Annotated in this window: 15 protein-coding genes; 7 read left to right on the top strand and 8 right to left on the bottom strand. The window is 47.4% G+C overall.

The window, feature by feature from the left end:
* Positions 1–8: 8 nt before the first annotated feature.
* The 4 genes from ACEW9O_RS26755 to ACEW9O_RS26740 all read right to left on the bottom strand — a co-directional run bounded on the left by ACEW9O_RS26755 (position 9) and on the right by ACEW9O_RS26740 (position 3,611).
* Positions 9–1,073, bottom strand: coding sequence for a hypothetical protein (locus tag ACEW9O_RS26755; RefSeq protein WP_373553296.1), 1,065 nt, complete (start codon positions 1,071–1,073; stop codon positions 9–11).
* A gap of 1 nt (position 1,074) precedes the next feature.
* Positions 1,075–1,614: a DUF4255 domain-containing protein gene (locus ACEW9O_RS26750; RefSeq protein WP_373553295.1), complete on the bottom strand. Its 540-nt coding sequence runs from the start codon at positions 1,612–1,614 to the stop codon at positions 1,075–1,077.
* Positions 1,615–1,751: 137 nt separating this feature from the next.
* Positions 1,752–2,408, bottom strand: coding sequence for a LuxR C-terminal-related transcriptional regulator (locus ACEW9O_RS26745; RefSeq protein WP_373553294.1), 657 nt, complete (start codon positions 2,406–2,408; stop codon positions 1,752–1,754).
* Positions 2,409–2,567: 159 nt separating this feature from the next.
* Positions 2,568–3,611 (bottom strand): DUF1611 domain-containing protein, encoded by a 1,044-nt coding sequence (locus ACEW9O_RS26740; RefSeq protein ID WP_373553293.1) that lies wholly within the window; start codon positions 3,609–3,611, stop codon positions 2,568–2,570.
* A 243-nt stretch (positions 3,612–3,854) separates the two neighbouring features.
* Between ACEW9O_RS26740 and ACEW9O_RS26735 the strand changes: the two genes are divergently transcribed.
* Together ACEW9O_RS26735 and ACEW9O_RS26730 are read left to right on the top strand one after the other, a co-directional pair.
* Positions 3,855–5,126 (top strand): lactate 2-monooxygenase, encoded by a 1,272-nt coding sequence (locus tag ACEW9O_RS26735; RefSeq protein ID WP_373553292.1) that lies wholly within the window; start codon positions 3,855–3,857, stop codon positions 5,124–5,126.
* Between the two features lie 29 nt (positions 5,127–5,155).
* On the top strand, positions 5,156–5,533 hold the full coding sequence (locus tag ACEW9O_RS26730) for a DUF2809 domain-containing protein (protein ID WP_373553291.1): 378 nt from the start codon (positions 5,156–5,158) through the stop codon (positions 5,531–5,533).
* Between the two features lie 160 nt (positions 5,534–5,693).
* On the opposite strand, the gene ACEW9O_RS26725 is transcribed toward ACEW9O_RS26730, so the two are convergent.
* Complete coding sequence (locus ACEW9O_RS26725) at positions 5,694–6,200, bottom strand: thioredoxin family protein (protein ID WP_373553290.1); 507 nt, start codon at positions 6,198–6,200, stop codon at positions 5,694–5,696.
* Between the two features lie 156 nt (positions 6,201–6,356).
* On the opposite strand from ACEW9O_RS26725, the gene ACEW9O_RS26720 reads away from it, so the two are divergent.
* The gene (locus ACEW9O_RS26720) at positions 6,357–7,745 is read left to right on the top strand and encodes a S41 family peptidase (protein WP_373553289.1); all 1,389 of its coding nucleotides are present in this window, start codon (positions 6,357–6,359) and stop codon (positions 7,743–7,745) included.
* Between the two features lie 68 nt (positions 7,746–7,813).
* Entirely contained in the window at positions 7,814–9,079 is a 1,266-nt protein-coding gene (locus ACEW9O_RS26715) for an MFS transporter (protein ID WP_373553288.1), read from the top strand.
* Positions 9,080–9,295: 216 nt separating this feature from the next.
* Here ACEW9O_RS26715 and ACEW9O_RS26710 read toward each other — a convergent pair whose 3' ends face one another.
* Positions 9,296–10,438 carry an FAD-dependent monooxygenase gene (locus ACEW9O_RS26710; RefSeq protein ID WP_373553287.1) on the bottom strand — a complete coding sequence of 381 codons (1,143 nt, stop codon included), beginning with the start codon at positions 10,436–10,438 and terminating at the stop codon, positions 9,296–9,298.
* A 232-nt stretch (positions 10,439–10,670) separates the two neighbouring features.
* Between ACEW9O_RS26710 and ACEW9O_RS26705 the strand changes: the two genes are divergently transcribed.
* Entirely contained in the window at positions 10,671–11,159 is a 489-nt protein-coding gene (locus ACEW9O_RS26705) for a GNAT family N-acetyltransferase (RefSeq protein ID WP_373553286.1), read from the top strand.
* Between the two features lie 242 nt (positions 11,160–11,401).
* Positions 11,402–13,789: a TonB-dependent receptor domain-containing protein gene (locus ACEW9O_RS26700; protein ID WP_373553285.1), complete on the top strand. Its 2,388-nt coding sequence runs from the start codon at positions 11,402–11,404 to the stop codon at positions 13,787–13,789.
* A 183-nt stretch (positions 13,790–13,972) separates the two neighbouring features.
* On the opposite strand, the gene ACEW9O_RS26695 is transcribed toward ACEW9O_RS26700, so the two are convergent.
* Together ACEW9O_RS26695 and ACEW9O_RS26690 are read right to left on the bottom strand one after the other, a co-directional pair.
* The gene (locus ACEW9O_RS26695; protein ID WP_373553284.1) at positions 13,973–15,877 is read right to left on the bottom strand and encodes a metallophosphoesterase; all 1,905 of its coding nucleotides are present in this window, start codon (positions 15,875–15,877) and stop codon (positions 13,973–13,975) included.
* Positions 15,878–15,961: 84 nt separating this feature from the next.
* Positions 15,962–17,005, bottom strand: a complete 1,044-nt coding sequence (locus ACEW9O_RS26690) for a zinc-dependent alcohol dehydrogenase family protein (RefSeq protein ID WP_373553283.1) — start codon at positions 17,003–17,005, stop codon at positions 15,962–15,964.
* Between the two features lie 149 nt (positions 17,006–17,154).
* Between ACEW9O_RS26690 and ACEW9O_RS26685 the strand changes: the two genes are divergently transcribed.
* On the top strand, positions 17,155–21,963 hold the full coding sequence (locus tag ACEW9O_RS26685; RefSeq protein ID WP_373553282.1) for a translocation/assembly module TamB domain-containing protein: 4,809 nt from the start codon (positions 17,155–17,157) through the stop codon (positions 21,961–21,963).
* The last annotated feature ends 14 nt before the right edge of the window (positions 21,964–21,977 follow it).

Raw genomic sequence — 21,977 nt, 5'->3', positions numbered from 1 at the left:
TTTTTGTTTTATAGATGAACAAACAGGTTTGTGGTGTATTGATCTCGTTTTGGTGTAGGTAAGTAGGTCGTTCTTGTACCACCAGTAAGCTTAATTTTGGGCGGACTAGCCTCGAATAAAGGAATCGCCGCCGCTGTCTCAAACAAATAAATTGCGGCGATTTTATCGTCGCGAATCGCACTAGCTATGGTCAATTCCTCCGTCGTCCAACTGGCATTTGGTTTCAGCGCAATTGTAGTACCAGGATAAGGTGATGCCACTTCGTAATCCAGGCTAAAGGTTGGTCTTAAGTCTGCGCCAGCAAACACAGTTTGCCGAGCTTTGGATAAGGCTACGAAGTAGCGCCAGATGCTTTGTTTATGAGGCAGATTGACGGTATACTGCACGGCATTGGCTGGATCGTAATCAATTGTTGCATCCAGCCTGAAGTGCAGAACTGCCCAATATTTAGTTGCCTGGTGTAGTGTTGGGTCGAGTAAGTAGTTGCTTTCATCTCTAGTGCCATCGGCTTTGATTTTACTCACCCGATACTGCCCTGGCTGGTTTACTGTCAAGTTCAAGGTTTCTTGAGTAGGCAAAACATCAATCTGGCGAACGGGGGGTTCCCCCAATTTGTTGACCTGAATCTGGCGGTAAAGGCCTGGGGGTAAAGCCAGTTGAAGGGATAAAGGGGCGATGCTGAGGGCCAATTCATCCACTGAACCCAGGGTAGCTCCAAGAGCTAAATTTTCCTTAAAGGTTCCATCAGCGTTTTGATTGCTCAGCCAGTAGTGTTTGGGGAGGCCAGCTAAATCACTGAGGTTTAAAATATCCGAATTTACCTGTACAACAAAAAATAAATCCAGGGGCTGGTCGATGGGGATAAGTGGAATCGTGGTAACAGGATCAGTGTATTCTTTTTGGCAGAGGATTTTTAAACCACCTTTGGTTTGAGCCAATTTTAGGCTATACTGTTGCAGCAAATCGACCGTAGCTGCCGTAGGAAGACAGTCAAAATCCTTACTGACTCCATTGAGGTAGTAGGGATGCTTAAACTGTACACTCAACAATGGCTCGTAACGGTATTGAAACATATTAATTGGGCTTTTCAGATTCACTAATTTCGACAATTGCTGGCCCACCCACGGGAGGTGCCGCTTGAAAGGCAAGCGTTCTTACTTTGTAGATGACCGACGGCATGTATTTTCCACCCAATACAGTCCAGAGGTTATTTAAATTTTCGAACCCAATATTGTGTAAGCTGCAAATCACTTCGATATTAGGTGTTCCAATCGCTAATCGATTATTGGCCTGAAAAAATAAAATGACTAAACCTAGATGCTTCAGCGCTTCATCGTAATTTGAGTATTTTGCACTAAACAATAAATAGAGATTAAGAAACAAAACTGGCTTTTCACTTACTGCAATGTTATTTTGGATTCGAACAGGATAATTGTTTTTGAGGGTATTTTCTTCTTCTACATTGACGAGTGTGATGATTATTTTGTCCAGCAAATCCGATCCCTCTGAGCTTTCATGTTGAGCAATATCGCCCCAGGTTACATTTCCTCCTGGCTGCAATGACAGGTAACCTTGTAAACGATTCATGATGCCTTTGATGGTTTCTTCTATCATAAACTGAGGCAATAAGATTCCTGCTCCTGGCTATACCAGAAGTTCAAGATCCGTGACTAAATTTTTTCTAATTGACTTTACAAAACAATCCAATTTTTACGGATCATTTTTACCCAAAAACCATGAATCCATTTTTATCATGGTTTTCCATGAGGAGTAAATGGATAGCCTTGTCGCAAGATGGCTTCACGAACCAGGCCAGCCGTGTTTTTCACTCCCATTTTTAGCAATAAGTTTTTTCGGTGGGTTTCAACGGTTGGGATACTAATGTAGAGTTGTTCTGCGATCTCATGATTGGTGTATTCCTCCACAATCAATTCGAGGATTTCCTGTTCTCGTTTGGTGATTGCATTCCTTTTTACTTTACCAGATTTGTAATTCCCAAAACAGTTCAGTGCTTTGCTGATCGATTCCTGTAAATAAGCATGGCCGTTCATTACTGATACTATGGCTTGTACAAATTCCTGGCAGGATACATCCTTGTACAGGTAAGCATCCAAACCCATTTTCCGCAATTTGAACAAAATACTCAGGCAGGTTATGCGGCCAAATAAGATGATTTTAAGTTCAGGGAATTCTTTTTTGATTTGGCGAATCAGGAGCAGCTCAGAAAAATTTGTATTCAATTCAGCGTCAAGGAGGAGTAGATCAGTGGCTTCGTTTTGCAGGGCTTTAAGGAGTTCCGGGTAACAGGTAGTCAAGTGGTTCAGGTGTAATCCCGTTACTGTTGAAAGCATTTTTGTTAGCCCTTCAGCATACACGGGTTGCGTTTCTGCAATAGTGATTTTGATCATATCTGGGGGTGTGTTGGTTTAGTGTCAGAAACTCAGATCCAATTGCTTGGATTTAAGCTTAAACAAATATTCAAAAAATACGCCTAAAAGCCAAATCTAATTTGATGCTACCCTATAATTTCTGAATAAATCTCCGTTTTTAGGTGATGAATCATTTTGTTACTCCAGCACCTCCACAATCCTCCCCACTCCCTCTTCCAACACCGCCACCACCGGCACGCCCAATTTCCCTTCATACTCCTTCCGAAAAGCGTCTACATCCGCAGAAGTCGCCCCCCGCGTATTCAACGCCACCGCCACCACCTCCGCACCATAAGCCCGAATCAGCGCAATCTCACTTTCCACCGAAGGAATCGGCCCCCACTCCGGCAAATCATCGTAAAATTCCCGCTTGATCGGCACCACCAGTACCACTTTTTTAGCATTGCCTGAAATCAGAAACTCCGGCCCACAAGGCCCACTGGGGTTGCGCAAGGCAGATTGCCCTTCCAGAAAAATGATCTCTGCCTGGGTTTCCTCCCAACAAGACACGATGGCGTGCTCCAATTCACCTGAGATGAAGTCATTGAGGGTAGAATCAAAAATGAAGCCGTATTGTCCCCCCTGCATCCAGCCCGTTTGCCCGGTATAGATCATTTCGGCGTTTTTGCCTTGAGCCCGGCAAGCGTCGCGCAAAAAGCGGGCGGTAGTGCGTTTGCCCGTTGCACAATCCATACCCATTACGGCTACAATCGGTGCGGTAACACTATAAATTTTTCCCTCCCAAAAATGCAGTTCAGCGCGGCGTTTGGGTTTGCGCACGTCGATCAGCATGGCCGCATTGGCTTGAGAGAGCTTCAATATATCTGGCCTTTCACTTAAAAAATCGTGCAATCCATTGACGATCGAAATGCCATGCATCAAAGCCTCCCGAATTTCGTCCAATATACTCGGAGGTAGTACACCACCTATCGTTGCGACCCCAACGATACAAAAATCCGGTAGTACACTTACTTTTTGTAGCGCCTCATCTATGGTAGCATAAACTGGCACATTGCAGGGGCGGCCATCCATCACCTCACCAGCATCTTTGCCTGCGTGATTTTGGTCAATTACTGCCAAAATTTCAAAACGTTCACTGCCCCGCAATAACCCATGCGTGGTTTTAGCATTGATTTCACTCAACATCCCTCCTGAAAGTACAATTGCGGTGCCCGTCGCCATAAGTAATTGATTTGAGGGCAAAATAAATAGACTTGTTGTAACGGGAGCGCTTGAGATCAAAAATAAGGGATTTTTTTCCTGATTGAGGCTTATTTTCGAGTGCGTAGCAGCGCTACGGACGAAAAAATAAACGAAAAGCAGGGAAAAAAGACCATTTTTGAGCCAAGCAGTCTCCCGTTACAACAAGTCTAATGATTATCCCATTTTTTCCTACTTTAGAGCTTGGTCTTTAAAAATTCTGCCATGCACAAAGCCATCGATTGGCAAACCAAAATCTACATCAATGGATTTGCCGGAAAAAAAGACACCCTCAACCCAGATTGGAACAAACTGGAAGCTGCGGCCATCCAAAAAATGAGTCCTCAGGCTGCTGGTTACATCGTAGGTGGCGCGGGCAATCAGGATACGGTAGCGAGCAACCGCACTGGCTTTGGACAATGGAAAATTGTGCCCCGGATGCTGCGCAACGTGGAGCAGGGCGATACTTCAACCGTATTATTTGGCCAAAAAACACCTTCCCCATTTTGGCTTTGCCCGATTGGCGTGTTGGAAATGGTACATCCCGAGGCCGATCTGGCCGTGGCAAGGGCAGCTGCGGAAGTGGGCATTCCCTACGTTTTTTCCAATCAAGCTTCCGTGCCCATGGAAACCTGCGCCGAGGCGATGGGGAAAAGTCCCCGTTTTTTTCAGTTGTATTGGTCCAAAAACCGCGATTTGGTAGCCAGCTTTGTAAGAAGAGCCGAAGCTTGTGGCTGTAGCGGCATCGTACTCACGCTGGACACTACCCTACTAGGTTGGCGCACCATGGATTTAGAATTGGCTTATCTGCCCTTTTTGGAAGGGAAAGGAATTGCCCAGTATACTTCAGATCCGGTGTTTCAAAAAATGGTGGATGAAAAATTACAAAACCCTGGCGCTGGGCCAGCGCGGCCTCCACTTTCCCTAGATTTAATCCAGGGCTTGATCAGCAGCGTCAGTCGGTATCCCGGCAAGGGTTTTTTGCGCAAATTGCGCTCGGGACGCCCCATGGCTGCGGTGCAACTCTTTGTCCAAACTTATTCCAATCCTGCCATCACCTGGGCCGATTTGGCCTTCCTGCGCGAGCATACCAAACTGCCCATCCTACTCAAAGGGATCCTGCACCCCGATGATGCCCGCAAAGCGCTGGATTACGGCATGGATGGCATCGTCGTGTCCAATCACGGAGGCCGCCAGGTGGATGGTTCCATCAGCGCCATTGAGGCTCTGCCGGGAATTGTAGCGGCAGTATTCAAACAAGTACCTGTGATCCTCGACAGTGGGATTCGGGGTGGTGCTGACGTGTTTAAAGCTTTGGCTTTGGGGGCTGATGCCGTTGGTTTGGGTCGGCCTTATGTGTATGGACTCACGCTGGGCGGGCAGCAGGGCGTGTACCAAGTGTTGCGGCACTTGATGTCCGATTTTGAATTGACCATGCGTTTGGCGGGGTGCCGGGAAATTGGGGAGATCAATCGGGAATGTTTAACGCCTAAGTAGTGGGGCAAAATGCCCCTAAACCATAAATGATGAAATTTAATCTCAGGTATTTTATTTACACCGTGTTGCTTTTTGCCATTGAAGTGCTCATCGCCCTTTTCGTCCACGACCAATTCATTCGTCCCTACATCGGCGATTTTTTGGTGGTGATCCTGATTTATTGCTTTGTCAAGTCATTTTTGAATACTCCTGTAGTGCTTACGGCATTGGGCGTTTTGGTTTTCGCCTATACTGTAGAGTTCCTGCAATACTTTCGCATTGTTGAGGTGTTAGGGCTACAGCATTCCAGGGCTGCACGCATCATCATTGGTAGTGCTTTTGAGTGGCAGGATATGCTGGCTTATACGATGGGAATTTTGGCCGTGGTGTTGGTAGAAAACATGAATCATCACAAAATTTCAAAATAATTTTAAAGCGACATAATTTTCACAAAGAAAACACAAAGCAACACGAAGGACACAAAGTTAGGCGTTGACGACGCTTCGCTTTGTGTCCTTTGTGTCCTCTTTTTTCCCTTTGTGCTAAAAAATGTCGCTTTGGCACTATTCGGAATGACTCATCTTTAACTCACTTCCCCTTCTTCTGATACGACTTCGGATCAATCGCCTTTGGCGACCAATGGTTAAAAAATTCCAATACGGCAGCCGTACTATGCCCTTTACCCTGTTCCAGATAGGCACTGTTTTGGGTGTGCAAACGAGTGCCTTTGCCATCCAAAATGATAAACACAGGGAAGCCAAAACGCTCAGGGTAGCCCAAGGAAGCTAGAATCTCCTCGTTTTTGTTTTCTGGACTGTAATTCAAATGGTAGGGCACGAAATTTTTCTCCAACGCAGTTTTGAGGGTGTCATTGCTGGTCACTTTGTTGTGAAAAAGGATACACCAACTGCACCAGTTGCCGCCAATTTGCAACAACACGTGTTTGCCTTCTTTGGCTGCCTGTTTCACCGCAGCCTCAATGTCTGCTTTGGCATCCGCCGCAGGATTGTACAATTTGGGTTTGGCCGTTTCCGCATTTTGGGCACTGGCCAGGTAAGTGATGCTCAAAAAGAGCAAAAAGATCAGGTTTTTCATGTCTTCGTTGGTTAATGCACGAATATAATGCTTCTGTTTGCAATCCTTCATCAAAAAAACCTGTCTTTAAGTGTAACTATTTCGCCAAAGTTTTAGTCTTCGCCATACTCGCCTGCTCTATCAACACTCGACGCTCTTTCTAAAACCATTTATACCATGAAAGTATTTTTCCCATTGTGCCTCCTGATGGCCTTTAGCAGCCTGCTTTTTGCCCAAGCCAATCCCTGTACCTGCGCCGAAAATGTTGAGCGCATGTACCAAAAGCTGGAAGCCAATTACATCGCCTACCATCTGACCAATGACAAAATTGGCCCTGCTTATCAAGCCAGGAAACTGCAATATCGGGCACTAGCGGCCAAAACACCGCTGAATGGCTGCTCCAAACTCATGCAGGCATTTTTGGGCTTTTTTAAAGACGGGCACCTTTTTGTATCTGAGTTTCCAAAATTGCCCGAAGCGGAATTGAGCGCTTCCAAAACCATGATTAAAGCCCAAAAGGTCGATTTAAACAAAATCATTCCTGGCAATAAAACGGGCATCGAAGGCTATTGGACGGATGGGACTTCCAAATTTGCCCTCATCAAAAACGCCAACGCCAAGATTCCCTTCAGCCATGTCGCAGTTGTGCTCGAAGCTCCTGATAGCAGCAAAGCCGGTGAGATCAAGATGGGCGTGAACCTCTCCAACGGGCTCTGGGAGGGCCTCTACTACACCAATGCCTATGCCCCGCGCTACGTCAAAATCACCCCTTACAAAGACAATCAGCTCTTATCCATTTGGGGTGGCTTTACCTGGGGAAAAATGTTGGATAAAAATGCTCCTCTGTACGACCCTACCCTTCCGAGTGTCAAAAAACTAGATGAACAAACCATACTGCTTACCATTCCATCCTTCCTGATTGACAAAAAACAATTTGATGCAGTGTTGATGGCTCATTTCCAGGAATTGACCGAAACGCAATACCTCATCATCGACATTCGGGGCAATACCGGAGGCAATGGCATTTATTTCGACTTGTTGAGTTTGTACTACGAAAAGCCAGCCTTGAGCCAAGTAGGATTTGCCATCGCCTCCGCTGACAACCTGGATTATTTCAAAAAATTTGCTTCCTCCCGCAGCAATGATCCTTATGCTCCAGTGGTGGCAGCCATGCAGACAGAAATGGGCAAAATTGTAAATGGGCCAGTGTTTGGGCCGCTTGAATTAAAACCATTGCCTTCCAAACTCAAAAAAGTAGTCATCCTCACTGACCGTGGCAACATGAGCGCCGCCGAAACCTTCATTTTGTATTCCAAAGGGGTCAGCAGCAAGGTCATCACAATGGGTGAAAATACAGGCGGCGTGGTCGATTACAACAACATCAACATGGTCAGCTTGGGCTGTGAAACCCAGGGCATCTTTTTTGGATACCCTACTTACAGTTTGCACAACGCTGTGCATCTCGGCAAGGGGTACAACAAAAGCGGGATCGCGCCAGATGTCCGTATAGATCCCAAAACATCGGATAAAATCGCCGTTGCCAGGCAGTATTTACAAAAGCGCTAGTTGAGATTCACTAGAGATGGGTATAAGAACTGTATCTTGCGGCCACTTTCCAACAGGCACAAAAACACATGGCACAAACGCAACCCAAGGATGCTTACGAGGTACTCAAAATTGCGGATTATCGAAACTACCTCTTTTCCCGTATAGCGGTTACTTTGGGCGTAAATGTACTGGGCCCGACCGTAGGTTGGCAAATTTATGAACTTACCCAGGAGCCTTTCGCGCTGGGATTGATTGGTTTGGCCGAGTTTTTGCCTTTTCTGCTGGTAACCCTGATTGGGGGTTACATCGCCGACATCTTTGATCGGCGCAAAATCATGGTCACTTGTATCAGTCTGTATGCCCTTTGCGCTTTTAGCCTGTATCTGATTACCCATCAATTTCCTCAGGTGCTAAATGAGTATGGCGCTACGCCCATCTACCTCATCATTGGGCTGACGGGTTTGGTGCGAGGCTTTATGAGTCCGGCGCAAACCGCTTTTGCCGCACAGCTGGTTCCCCCACAATTGTATGCCAATGCCGCAACCTGGAACACCATGACCTGGCAACTTTCCTCGATTGGCGGGCCAGCAATTGGCGGCATTTTGTGTGCTACGAGTAAAAGCGCCTGGCCAAGTTATGGATTGGCAGCCCTGTTGGCCATCGCTGGTTTGGGCTTTATTTTATTGGTTCCCAGCAAACATGCGCCTCAGCAAGTTGAGGGCAAAAAGATTCCCCGAGAAGGTTTTTTGGTCAGTGTACGTACGGGGTTGAATTTTGTGTTTAAAAACCAAATTATCCTGGCCAGTCTGGCACTGGATATGTTTGCGGTTTTGTTTGGGGGAGCGGTGGCCTTATTGCCTGCTTTTGCCAAGGACGTTTTGGCCGTGGGCCCGGAAGGTTTTGGCGCACTCCGCGCCGCTCCGGCGGTAGGAGCCTTCATCATGGCCTGGATTCTGGCCTTTCGCCCGCCTTTGGCCAACACCGGGAAATTGCTGCTAGGCGCCGTGGCTGGTTTTGGCATCTGCACCATTCTTTTTGCCCTTTCCAATTCTTTCTGGTTTTCCCTGGTGATGTTGGCGGGCACAGGCTTTTTTGACAACATCAGTATGGTGATTCGGGGTACAATCATCCAGTTGTATACGCCCAACGAAATGCGGGGCCGGGTTTCAGCAGTTAACGCCTTATTTATCGGATCTTCGAATGAATTAGGGGCTTTTGAATCGGGTTTGGCGGCAAAATTCTTGGGGATCGTGCCTTCGGTGGTATTTGGTGGAAGTATGACTTTGTTGGTGGTCTTGACGACTTGGTGGAAAGCGCCGAAGTTGCGGGATATGGACTTACACTCAGCATAGGAGTTTTTTGTCTTTCTCCAAGCACAACTAAAGCGACATTTTTTTATCACAAAGGAAAAATGAGAGGACACAATGGACACAAAGTTAGACGTTGACGAGGGTACCTCCTGGTAAATGAAAGCTCTGTCAACGTCTAACTTTGTGTCCTCTGTGCCCCCTTTGTGCTTCCTTTGTGAAAAGAAAATGTCGCTTTTGAACATGCCAAATCTCCCTTGCTTACTGTAACCGAAACAAAGCCTCCAACTGCTGCTCCGCCATTTTCTTCGGGGTAGCCGACAACACCCAATTCCGCAAACGATGCCCTAACTCCCCTCCCAGATTACTCATTTTGCCAATCATAAACGAGGTGTTGACCACAAAATTGACCTTGGGCCGCCGGAATTGTTCGTATGCCGCAAAAGCCTCCGCAATAGTGTCGTAACGCTCCAGGTATTCCGCCAAATACCAGGCATCCTCAATGGCCTGGCAACCGCCCTGTCCCATGTTGGGCGTAGTGGCGTGGGCAGCGTCACCCAACAGTATGACCCGATTCTGATGCCATTTCCAGAGCGGTTTGAGGTCATACAGGTCATCGTGAAAAATTTCGGCGGGCTTGGCTTTAGCGATCACTTCGGCATACATTGTGGGGAATTCACTGAATTGTTCTTGCAAATAGCTGAGCTGATCAGCCTGAGGCAGGTTAAAACCGGGCTTGCGTTTTTCGGTGTAATAAAAATAAACCTTGTCGGCGGCTACCTGAATCATCGCTACCCGTTTGCCCCCCGTTTTTGCCCACAATTCCTGGGCTTGATTGGGGTTTTTGAACTGATGTTGAATGATGCCGCGCCAGCAAGTGTGGCTGGAATACCGCAAGGGTTTTTCACCAAAAATGGCTTTCCGGGTCGCCGAGCGCAGTCCGTCCGCACCAACCAATACATCAGATTCGGACTGGCTGCCGTCTTTAAAAAAAGCAACTACTTTGCCACCGGGTAATTGTTGGATCGATTGAAGTCGCTTATTGACATGAATGGGCGTATTGGGCAAGTGTTGCAGCAAAATCTGTTGCAATTGCCCCCGATGAATGGCTACGCTGGGTTCGCCAAATTTTGCCCGGATCGCCTGAATGTCCATAATTTGTAAGGGACGTCCCAAATGATCGGCAATTCCAAAGCGGTCGAGTACGTAACCAGCCTGGGCAATTTCATCTGCAAAAGCCAGCCTGCGGGCAATCTGCATGGCGTTGGAAGCCATGATGATCCCCGCCCCGATTGGGCGCAGTGCCGCTGCTGCTTCATACAATTCGACCTGATGGCCTTTTTTTTCAAGTGCTATGGCTGCGGTAAGTCCACCAATGCCTGCGCCAATAATGTTGATCTTCATGAGTCGAGGTGTAAAAATTAGAAAATTTAGAACAAATGTACCAATTAGACAAGCTTCTTTGATCGGAGGTTACCAGATGGCCAGCGCAGAAATCATGCTGGATGGCGATTCAGATTACAAACGAAAGCACTACGTTCGACTGTTTTTTGCTACCTTGGCCCCACATTTAACCCAGCAAGGATTGGAGGTGTACCAACATCTCATTCGTTTATAAATAGACCAGCAATACCTAATGATCCAGATTCAGACTTATCGGCCAGAGCACCGCCAAGGCATCATTGATTTGGTATTGTCCATTCAACAGATTGAATTCAAGGTGCCCATCACCTTAGAAGATCAGCCCGATTTGCAAACCATTCCTGAAGTGTATCAACAAGGTCGGGGCAATTTTTGGGTAGCCACCAATGCAGAAAATCGAATAATCGGCACCATTGCTTTGATTGAATTCCCACCACAGCGGGCTGCCTTGCGCAAGATGTTTGTGGCTGCTGAGTATCGAGGAAGAACCCATGGCCTAGCTCAATCCCTGATGGACATCGCCATGGAATGGTGTGTGGAAAACGGGCTGGAAAGCATTTGGTTGGGCACTATACCCAAGCTGGAAGCTGCGGTGAGGTTTTATGAAAAAAATGGCTTTGATCGGGTCTTGGCTGATGATTTACCCTTGGAATTTCCTCGGATGGCGGTAGATACCCTCTTTTTTGTCAAACAAGTCATTTAGTGGTATTAAAATTTGCTTAAAATGCATTAAGGGGCTTTTCTATTCACAAGTCCTTTGTTACTTTTGCCTCAATGCAATGAGCATTCCTATCTACTTACAACTTCAATTAGAACAGATTACCTAACATTTATCATATTAGGCTTTAGGAGCACAAGCTATCTTTGTCCTCAAGTCTAAGGGTGCTCACATTTTTTACTCTAACACACATTTTTTTACTCTAAATCTTAAATAAATTCAATCCTATGTCCAAGTATTTACTCGGGCTATTGTGCTTACTGCCATTTTTGGCCCAAGGCCAAATGGTAAAAGGACGCATCACCGACGCCCAAAACCAGCCACTCAAAGGTGCAGCTATCCTTTGGAAAGGGAGCACTTCCGGTGTGGCAAGCAACGCTGAAGGGCGTTTTGAAATCGCTGCCCAAGCAGAACAACAACAGAAAGTGTTGTCTATTTCACTTTTGGGTTATGCGCCGCAGGAAGTTGATGTCAAATCCGATCTTTATGTAGAGGTGAGCCTCAGTGCCACCAGTATTGACCTCAATACCTTTACCATTCGCGAGTTGAGTCAACAACGCACCGCCATCGAGCGCCTGCCTGAAGTGGTTGGCACCTACATCGCTTCTGGCAAAAAAAATGAAGTCATTCAGATTGCTGATATGGATGCCAACCTGGCCGACAAAACCGGGCGTCAGCTCTTCGCCAAAGTTCCTGGGGTATTTGTCTACGACATGGATGGTTCAGGCAACCAAATCAACATCGCTACCCGTGGCCTCGACCCTCACCGCTCCTGGGAATACAACGTACGGCTCAATGGGGTAGTCACCAATAGCGACATGTATGGTTATCCTGCCAGCCACTACAGTGCCCCTATGGAAAGCATCGAAAAAGTAGAATTGGTTCGTGGTACAGCTGCTTTACAGTACGGGGCCATGTTTGGTGGGATGATCAACTATGTGACCAAAACGGCGGATACTACCCGTAAAATTTCCTACGAGGGAAATTTCAACTATGGGTCTTTTAACACCAAAGGTATGTACAATGCCATTGGTGGTAAAATTGGGAAATTTTCCTACTACACTTATGCTTACAGTCGGAGTTCTGATGGTTATCGCGACAATTCAAAGATCAATTCCAGCGCCCAATTCATGTCCTTGAAATACGATTTTTCGAATCGTTTTACCATGAAAGCTGAGTTGGCCCACTCCTACTATCAATACCAAATGCCTGGCCCACTTTCAGATGCCATGTTTTATGACAATCCACGGCAATCTACCCGGTCGCGCAACTATTATAGCCCCGATATTTGGGTGCCTTCTATTCAAGTCGATTGGAAATTGGGCAAAAGAACCCACCTCAATGTTGTTTCCAGTGGCATCTGGGGCGGACGTAGTGTGTTGACCTTTGTCGGTTTTGCGGACAAACCCGACGTGATCAATCCACAAACAGGCCAGTACGCCAACCGAAATGTGGATGTAGACCATTTCAATAGCTTTACCACCGAGCTGCGCTTCAAACACCAGTTTTCAACCGGTGATGTTGAACATACGCTCATTGCTGGTGCACGTTACATCAACAATGATTTGAACCGCCAGCAACTGGGCAAAGGTACCACCGGATCAGATTATGATCTTTCTTTGGTGGGTCCTTTTGGCCGGGATCTTTGGTACCGTACCAACAATGTGGCGGTTTTTGCTGAGCACCTGCTGCAACTGACCCCTCGCCTGTCAGTTTCGGGCGGAATGCGTGTAGAAAGTGGCAGAACGGATATGGAAGGGTACATCTCTTACCTCGATCCGCTGAAGGTACCTAATAATATTGAACACCATTTTCCTTTGTTTGGGGCAAGCGCTCAGTATAAATTGACCAACTTTGCTACATTGTACGGAGGGATTTCTCAAGCTTATCGGCCAATTATTTTTGCTGATGTTATTCCTGCCAATGCCCTGGAAAAAGTTGACAGCAATCTATTGGACAACAGGGGGTACAATGCTGAATTGGGCATTCGTGGCAAATGGCGCAATCGGGTTCACTTCGATGTGTCCTTGTTTGAACTGGGCTACAACAACCGCATGAGCAATACGATCATTCAGGAAAATGGCCAATCCCTTGTGTTCAAAACCAATGTGGGTAATGTCCGCACTCGCGGCGTTGAGTTCTACACGGAAGTGAATCTCCTGGAAACCAAAAATGCCCGCATTAGTGTCTTCACTTCTACCTCTTATTTCGATTCTCGTTATGTACAAGGCAGTGTGGTTGTGGCAGGTAAAAATACCGAGATCGCTGGCAACCGGGTTGAATCTACGCCCAAATGGATGACCCGCAATGGTTTGCAAGGTCGTTACCGGGGCTTTAGTGCTGCGTTGCAGTACAGCTGGGTCGATCTCAGCTATTCGGATCCAGAAAACACTGTTACACCTACTGCCAATGGCGCCAAAGGGATTGTGCCTGCCTATGGTTTGTTCGACTTTAATGCGACTTATCGTTTCAACAAAAACTTCTCTTTAAAAGCAAGTGCAAGCAACTTCACCGATACGCAGTATTTCACCAAACGCCCAACCATTCACCCTGGCCCAGGAGTTTGGTCTTCTGATGGTCGGTCGCTTATGATGACGGCGATTATTAAGCTTTAGGCACTTGACCAAAGCGGCAATTTATTATCACAAAGGAAAAAAAGAGGACACTAAGGACACAAAGCGAAGCGTCGTCAACGTCTAACTTTGTGCTCTTTGTGTCCTCTTTTTTTCCTTTGTGATAATAAAAATGACGCTTTGGTAAAATTAAGTTTGGGTTACTTTTCGTACAAAACTTTCACACTACTCATGGTGTAACTGAAACGGCGTAAACGGCACCGCCCCCATCTTCTCATCCATCAATCCTGCTTGCAAAAATTGGCCCCCGCTGCGCTCAAAATATTCGATGCGGATTTTATGTTTCCCCGCTGCAAGGATGCTTTGGCCAGTCTTTTTGATCGCACTATGGTCTCCATCGTGGTCGATGATCAGTTCGCCGTTGATGTATAGTTTGGAACCATCGTCGGAATTGAGGAAGAAGGTTTGAGTTCCGGTTTGAGCAACTTCAATGTACCCTTCCATCACGACGCCAAATTGATTGTCACGGTGTCCAATTTCAGCCAGTCCTACCTGATTGCTGATGCCTGTTTTCACCGGCGTTAGTGTTTTAAAATCGGGAAGTTTAGTCCAAGCCCCTTCGTAGTAGCTGAATTTCAGCCCCTTTTCCACTTTTTTCACCTTTTGAGCTGCTTGTGCGGCCATTTTCCGCAAATTCAACATCACAACCCGGCTGGCGCGACCGTCCTGGGTGTAGGCCCGAGTTTTGAGCATCGTGCTTTGTTTGATGGTCAGAGCCTGGCTATACAAAGCGCTATTGCGATTGGGTTCGGAGCCGTCCAGGGTGTACCGAATTTGCAAACCTTCAAAAGCAGCGGACAAATCCACCGTAGTTTGATCCTGGAACAAGGTGGCAGGAGTGCTAAAATTTGGTGCAGGTGGTTGGATGACACTCGCCGTCTTTCCTTTCGCTGCGTCTTTTTGCATTTGAAAGGTATCAAACAACCGCCCCTCGTGGTCGACGGCTTTAAACACCAGATTGTTTTCAAAAATGGCGAAAGTGCAGTAGTGGTGCACGATTTGTAAGTCCATGGTAAACCAACTGCGGGTAGGCGCAAATTCTTCCAGGCCACCTCCTGCCCCACCGGAGTTGATGTAGACCACACCGTCTTTCATGTTGATCCTATTTTCCTTGAGGGGCCAGCTACGCTCGTATAGGTGAGTATGGCCAAAAAGGCAAAAATCCAGGCCGTAACGCTCATACAGTGGCACCAAATTGCGGGCATCTGTGCCCAAAGTGGACAACTCCCGGGAAGTATTGCCGTGATCGTCTGAATCCGAAGAATACGGTGGATGGTGGTGTACGGCAATCTTCCAGGTGGCTGTCGACTTGGCCAACTCCCATTCCAGCCAGTTGTATTGTTCGGAACCTTCTTTGAGGTCGCGGTTGGAGTCGATCATAAAAAACTGGGCGTTGCCGTACTTGAAGGTGTAGTAGTATTCCGGGGCGGGTGCCACCATATACTGGTAGTAATAAGGAGCATCCTGCTCATGGTTCCCTAAGACGGTGTACACTGGCACCCGACTCATCAGGATTTGTCCATTGGGGAAAAAATTGTCAATCCAGTCCTTTTTGTCCAAACCCTGATCGACCACATCTCCGGCGTGAACCACAAAATTGGGGCGATCCTGCCATAGTTTTTCAGCAATTTTGCCCCAGGCCCAAGGGGTGCGGTTGTTGCGCTGGGTATCACCTACCAGGCCAAAAAGATAGGCACTGCTGTCTTTTACTGCCGTTTTAAAGGTATAAACCGGCGTTTGAATCCGTTCGCCAGACTGGGTTACGGTGGTCACTTGCCAGAAGTAATTGGTTTCAGTTTTCAGATTGTCGAGCAATATTTCGTGCATCAGGCGCTGGCCTTCGAGGCGCACTTCGCGGTCAAGCACAACCTGATCCGCATTTGCTCGGGCTTCGCCAAACTGCACCAGCGTGGTGGCGGGTTCTTTGGTTTCCCATAGGACGTACATGCCATTTTGGGTGGAGAATTGCAGGTAGGGTTGCACCAGGAATTTGGTGTCAACTGCATTGTTTTGCGCTAAAATCAAACCCGCGTTCAGCAGGAGCAGGAGGATAAAGAGACACATTCTCATGAGCAGGTCATTTAAGCCCCTAAAATACTTTACTCATGTTAAATAAAAGTTGAGTGGAGGTTATTTGTAGCACATGAGGTGAAATTACCCCGGAAACCCAATCACCGTAACCCCATTTCCCCGAAACGAATTCAAATCCATCAATTCCTGAATTCCCTGTTCCAATGAAACGATTTTGCCTAACATCCGCTGGGGTTGAATTTTTCCCGATACAATCATCTCCAGCATACCAGGAAACTGATGCGCCTGCATGCCGTGGCTGCCGATGATTTCCAATTCGTTGGCAATCACTGCACCCATTGGCAATGGCGGATTGGCCTGATCGCCAGCCAACAAACCCATTTGTACATGACGGCCTCGCTTGCGCAAACTGAGGATGGAGTTTTTACAAGTTTCATGGCTGCCCAGGGCATCTACCGAAAGTTGGACGCCACCCTTGCTGATTTCTCGCACCGCCGCAACCACGTCCTGCGTTTTGCGCACATTGACTGCGGCCACCGCCCCCAGCGAAAGTGCCAAAGCCAGTTTTTCCTCATCAATATCAACAGCAATCGGCTGTGCACCAAACGCAGCAGCAATCATGATGGCGGATAAACCTACCCCCCCACAACCATACACCGCCACCCATTCTCCACCTCGAACGCGCCCTTGGGCAGTAACACCCCGCCAGGCCGTGATGAAGCGACAGCCCAAGACCGCAGCCGTGCTAAAATCCATTTCATCTGGCAAACGGACCAAATTGTGGTCGGCATGATCGATGGCCACGTATTCAGCAAAGGAACCCCAGGCTGTAAAACCTGGCTGAAAATAGTGGTCGCAAATCTGTTGTTGCCCTTGGTGACATTGTGGACAGTCGCCACATCCAACACAAAAGGGCACGGTAACCCGATCGCCGGGTTTCCATCTTTTCACCCCCGATCCAATCGCCTCAATTGTCCCAGCCAGTTCATGGCCAGGCACATGTGGCAGGTGTACATCTGAATCGTGGCCTTGCCAGCCGTGCCAATCGCTGCGGCAAATGCCCGTGGCGCGTACACGAATCACTACCGCACCGGGTTTGGGCGTAGGGTCAGGCAAAGTGGCCACTTGGATAGGGCCACGGAATTGTTCAAAGTAAGCAGCTATCATGCGAATTGAAATATTGGCAATACAAAACCGTACTAAATTTTTGTTAATGTAAGGCACAAACCTGTCATTTTGCCGTAGTTTTGGGTTTTTATTGTAGAATGGAGAACCAGGAACAAAAAACGAAGCAAAATTGGCGCGAAATCCGGTGGGTGCTTTGGCAAATATACCGTCGGGTTGCTGCCACCCTGCGGATAACGCTTACTGTGTTGGCAGTAAGCGTTACTGTTTTATTCCTGCTTTTTCAGGTACCCATCATTCAGGAATGGGTCATCGATGAAGTCACCAAAGCCATTTCCAAAACCACCCATACCCGCACCGAAGTAGGCCATTTTCGCTTGAGTTTTTTCAATCAGGTGGTACTCAAAGATGTGTACATTGAAGACGATCAAGGTGATACCTTGTTGTTTTGTAAGAGCTTGAGTGCCCAAATCAAACTTAGTCCCATTACCCTAATCCGCGAAGGTTTGGTTTTTGACGAATTGAGCATTGCTGAAGGGCGCTTCAACATTCAAAAAGCGCCAGCTTCGGAAATGAACAATCTGGAGATTTTATTGCAACGGCTTTTTCCACCCCAACCCGACAGTCCTAAAAAAGAAAAAAAGCCCTTTGCCCTAGCCATCAAAAGACTGAACCTGGACAAGGTCATCTTTCTGAAAAATGACCTCCATCGCGGCCAAAGGATGGAAATCAACATTTACCGAGGTCGGATAGCCATCGATAAAATGAACCTCCCCGCCAAAACGATTCAAGCCAAATACATTCGATTCAAAGGGGCTAAAGTGCTCATTGATGAGTTGAATTATGGCCCTGGCTATGAGGAGTCCTTGACCGAAATGGAAGAACTGGTACCTGTGGATAAGAGTGTGGTGGACACCAGTCGCTGGAAGATCGATGTGGCTGAAATTGATTTTTCTGAGTCCGTTTTTAACGTGCACAATTACCGCAAATCGCCTAAAATCAAGGTAGCCCGCGATACCATCGACTTTGCGCACATGGAAGTGCGCGACATCGACATCAAGATCCAAAACTTCAAGCTCAGCAACGATGTGTTTTCGGGCAATCTCGGCAACATTTCACTCCGTGAAAAAAGCGGCTTTGAGTTGTCCCGTTTGGCAGCCAAAGAAGCCATCGTCAGTTCTCAAGAAATCACCCTCAATGGGGCCGCCCTCGTCACACCACATTCCAACATTGGTGATACCATCCAACTGAAATTTGACTCCTTCGAGGATTTTGCGGATTTCCCTAATCTGGTGCGGATGGACAATCGTTTCAATGGTGCTCAAATTGCCATGCGCGACATCATGGCCTTTGCTTCTGATTTGACCACCAATCCTTTTTTTCGCAAAAACAAAGAAACGACCCTCTCCCTGGACGGCAGAATTTACGGGTTGATCAACAACCTGAATGGCCGTAAACTCAAAATGCTGCTCCCCGATGGCACCTTCCTGCAAGGGCGTTTTGATGCCCGCAACCTGGCCGTAAAAGACAACGAATCCATCGAATTGCGCATGGATCAGCTCAGTACCAGCATGCGTACCCTGCGGGATTTGTTGCCCAATTTTAGTTTGCCCCGCAATTTTGACAAACTGGGCAAGCTGGAATACCGGGGTGATTTTATCGGATTTTTCAACAGCTTCACCACCATCGGGAAATTGTACACCAGCATTGGGAGTGCGGAATTGAACGTGTCACTCAAAAATACCGAGCGCCCCGAACGGGCCTCTTATTCAGGAACGGTGGTGCTCAATAATTTTGACCTGGGCAAATGGACCGACAACGGTAATTTTGGAAAAATCAGCCTTCTGGCCAAAGTAGGCGAAGGCGACGGGTACGGTCTGGCTGGTAAAAATGCCCGTGCCAAACTCAGCGCCGACATCAAAAGTTTTGAATTCAAGGGCTACAAGTACACCAACGCCAAAATGCAGGGTGAACTCAAATCCCGTAAATTCGACGGAAATCTGGTTATTGCCGACGACAACATCGACCTGAATTTTACCGGTAAAGTTGACCTTTCCAAAGATGTGCCGGAGTATAATTTTTACTCCTCCATCAATAAACTCAATTTGCAAAAACTCAATTTTAGCAAAGAGGAAATTGTCCTGACGGGGAATGTAGATGTGAACATTAAAGCCAAAAACCTGGTGGATTTGGTGGGTAAGGCCCAATTTAAAGACTTTGACATCAACAAAGATGATCAAACTTATCACTTCAAAATTGTGGACATAGCTTCTACGCTAGATAGCAGTGGCAATCGCGAGTTGGACATTGCCTCCGACGTGATGGACGCCCACCTGAATGGACGATTTGACATCGAAAAAATCCCAGCGGCTTTTCAGCTTTTTATTTACGACAATTTTCCCGGTTTCGCCCAGCGCTTCAAGTTGAATAAAATCGACTCCCTACTACGGCCCCAACAATTCAAGTACGACATCAAAATCAAGGATAGTGGCGGTTTGCACGAATTGCTCAATGCCCAGTTGGGTCCACTGAAAAACTTCACGCTGACTGGCGAGTTTGACAACCTCACCGCAAAATTGATCACAAAACTGGATGCACCGGAATTTCGCTTTGGGACCATAGCTGCCACCGATTTAGGACTGCGGATTGACCTAAGTTATGGTCAGGGTTTCATCACCCTCAATACGGCCTCCCTGAGCATCAATGACAAACAAAAACTGCCCAATATCACCTTACAAACCTCGGTGGATCGTGATACGATTGATTTTGGGCTCACCTATGCCGACAAATCATCCAAGGTTTTGTCCAAAGTCAACCTCGATGGGCGTTTTTACATCCGCGACAGCAGCACCATGCTGATGCGCCTGAGCAACTCCGATTTGCACTTATTGAATACCAATTGGTCCATCAATCCGCGTAACTCCATCGTTTTTGGCAAAGACTTTATCGACGTCCAAGATTTTGTATTGCAAGATGGAAACAAAGCCATTCGCCTCGATCGTTTGGGACGCAAAGGCGTCAAACTGGCCATGAACAACATGGATCTGGGCTTGCTCAATGGCTACCTCAATTTTGAGCCGATGGAGTTTGGCGGGCGTTGCACCCTGGAAGCACGGGTAGAAGACGTGCTCAGTTTAAAAGACCTCAGTTTGTCGCTGGTCAGCGATACCCTTTTTATCAACCAGGACGATTGGGGACTGATGCGCCTGGATGTAAAATTGAAAGACCGACAGCACCCATTGGCCGCTTATTTCTCACTCACCAAAGACACTGCCCAATTGCTAGTGGAAGGGTATTACAACCTGAACACCTTTGGTGAAAGCACCGAGCAACAAGCCCGCTATTTCGACGCGAACCTCAATATCCATTCTTATCCGCTCAACATTGCCGACTATTTCGTTGGGGATGTTTTTAAGAACCTCTATGGCTATTTTGACACGGACATACACGTCAATGGCGATTTCAACAACCCCAACATTTCGGGCAACATGTACCTGATGAAAGGAGGAATGACTGTGGACTACCTCAAAACGAATTATACCTTTGAGCGGGCAAACGTGGAAGTGGACAATTTCCTTTTTGACCTGTCGGGCATGGTCTTGTACGACAAGCGTAAAAACCGCGCTCGCCTAGACGGAGGTATTCGCCACGACCACCTCAAACATTTTGGTTTCAACGCCAGTTTAAACACCCTCGAACCCTTCCTGGCGCTCGATACCAAAAAAGGCGACAATGAGCAATTTTACGGTCAGGCCATCGGCATGGGAAAAATCAACTTTTCGGGCTCTTTCCAAAGACCCGATATTTCCGTCAATGCTGCCGTGGGCGAAGGTTCTCGTTTGATCATTCCGGTGAGCAACGAGCGTAAAGTTGGGCAGCTGGACTTCGTCCGTTTTGTAGAAAAGAACCCAAAAGCAGAAAAAACCAAAGACGAACGGGAGCTAACCGGCGTGGGCATCAACCTCGACATTACCGTACAGCGAGGTGCCGAAATGGAGATCATCTTTAACGAACAATCAGGGGACGTGATCAAAGGTGCCGGACGTGGTGCGGTACAAATTTCAGTGCCACGGGGTGGCGACTTTAAGATGTTCGGCGAAATTGTGATTGACGAGGGCGAATACCTTTTTACACTTTATAACCTGTTCAACAAAGGATTTCGGGTCAAAGAAGGGGGCACACTCACCTGGAATGGCGACCCCTTTGGTGCCACCATCAACCTCGAAGCCGAGTACCGCGACCTGAGTGCGTCCGTTTTCAGCTTCATCCAGGAATACCTCGTGGCCGCTTCTGATGAATTAAAAGCCGCCGCCAACTCCAATACAAACATTGATCTGCGCATGAAATTGCGTGGGGACTTGCTCAAACCAACCATCGATTTTGACCTGTCCTTTCCCAACCTGCGGGGTGAGTTGCAAAGTTTTGCTGAAAGCAAAATCCGCATCCTCAAACAAGACCAAAACGAGTTGAATAAGCAGGTATCAGGCTTGATCCTCTTTGGTCAATTCCTGCCAGCCGACTTCGCCTTGGGCAACCAGGCCCGCGCCTTTGCGCTCAATTCAGTGAGTGAACTGGTGTCCAATCAGGTATCCCTGATGGTGACCGAATTGCTAAAAGACCTGGTGGGAGAAGGCGTACTTTCCGACATCAACTTCAACGTGCGGCAAGCCCTGACCAGCAGTGGCAACAACGAATTTCAATTCAGCCTCAAACCCTACTTCCTGAAGGATCGCCTTTCGGTACAAGTGGGTGGAAACATCCAAAACAATGTACCCGGCACCGAAGTCAATACTTTTGTAGGTACCGACGTAGTCATCGAATATGCCATCACGCCCGACCGCAACCTCAAACTGCGCATTTTCCAAAAGCTGCAACCCGACGTGGGTGGGCGCAGGTTTCAGGTAGGTACAGGCTTGAGCTTTAGAAAGGAATACGCCTCTTTTGCGGATTTTATCCGGAGTTTTAAACGGAAAGCGGGAGAGAAAAAAAGTGAAAAGTGAAAAGTGAAAAGTGA

It is taken from the genome of Haliscomenobacter sp. (genome assembly GCF_041740695.1).
GTDB lineage: Bacteria > Bacteroidota > Bacteroidia > Chitinophagales > Saprospiraceae > Haliscomenobacter.
Note: the sequence above shows the minus strand (reverse complement) of the source record. Positions and strands in the feature narration are given on the sequence as shown.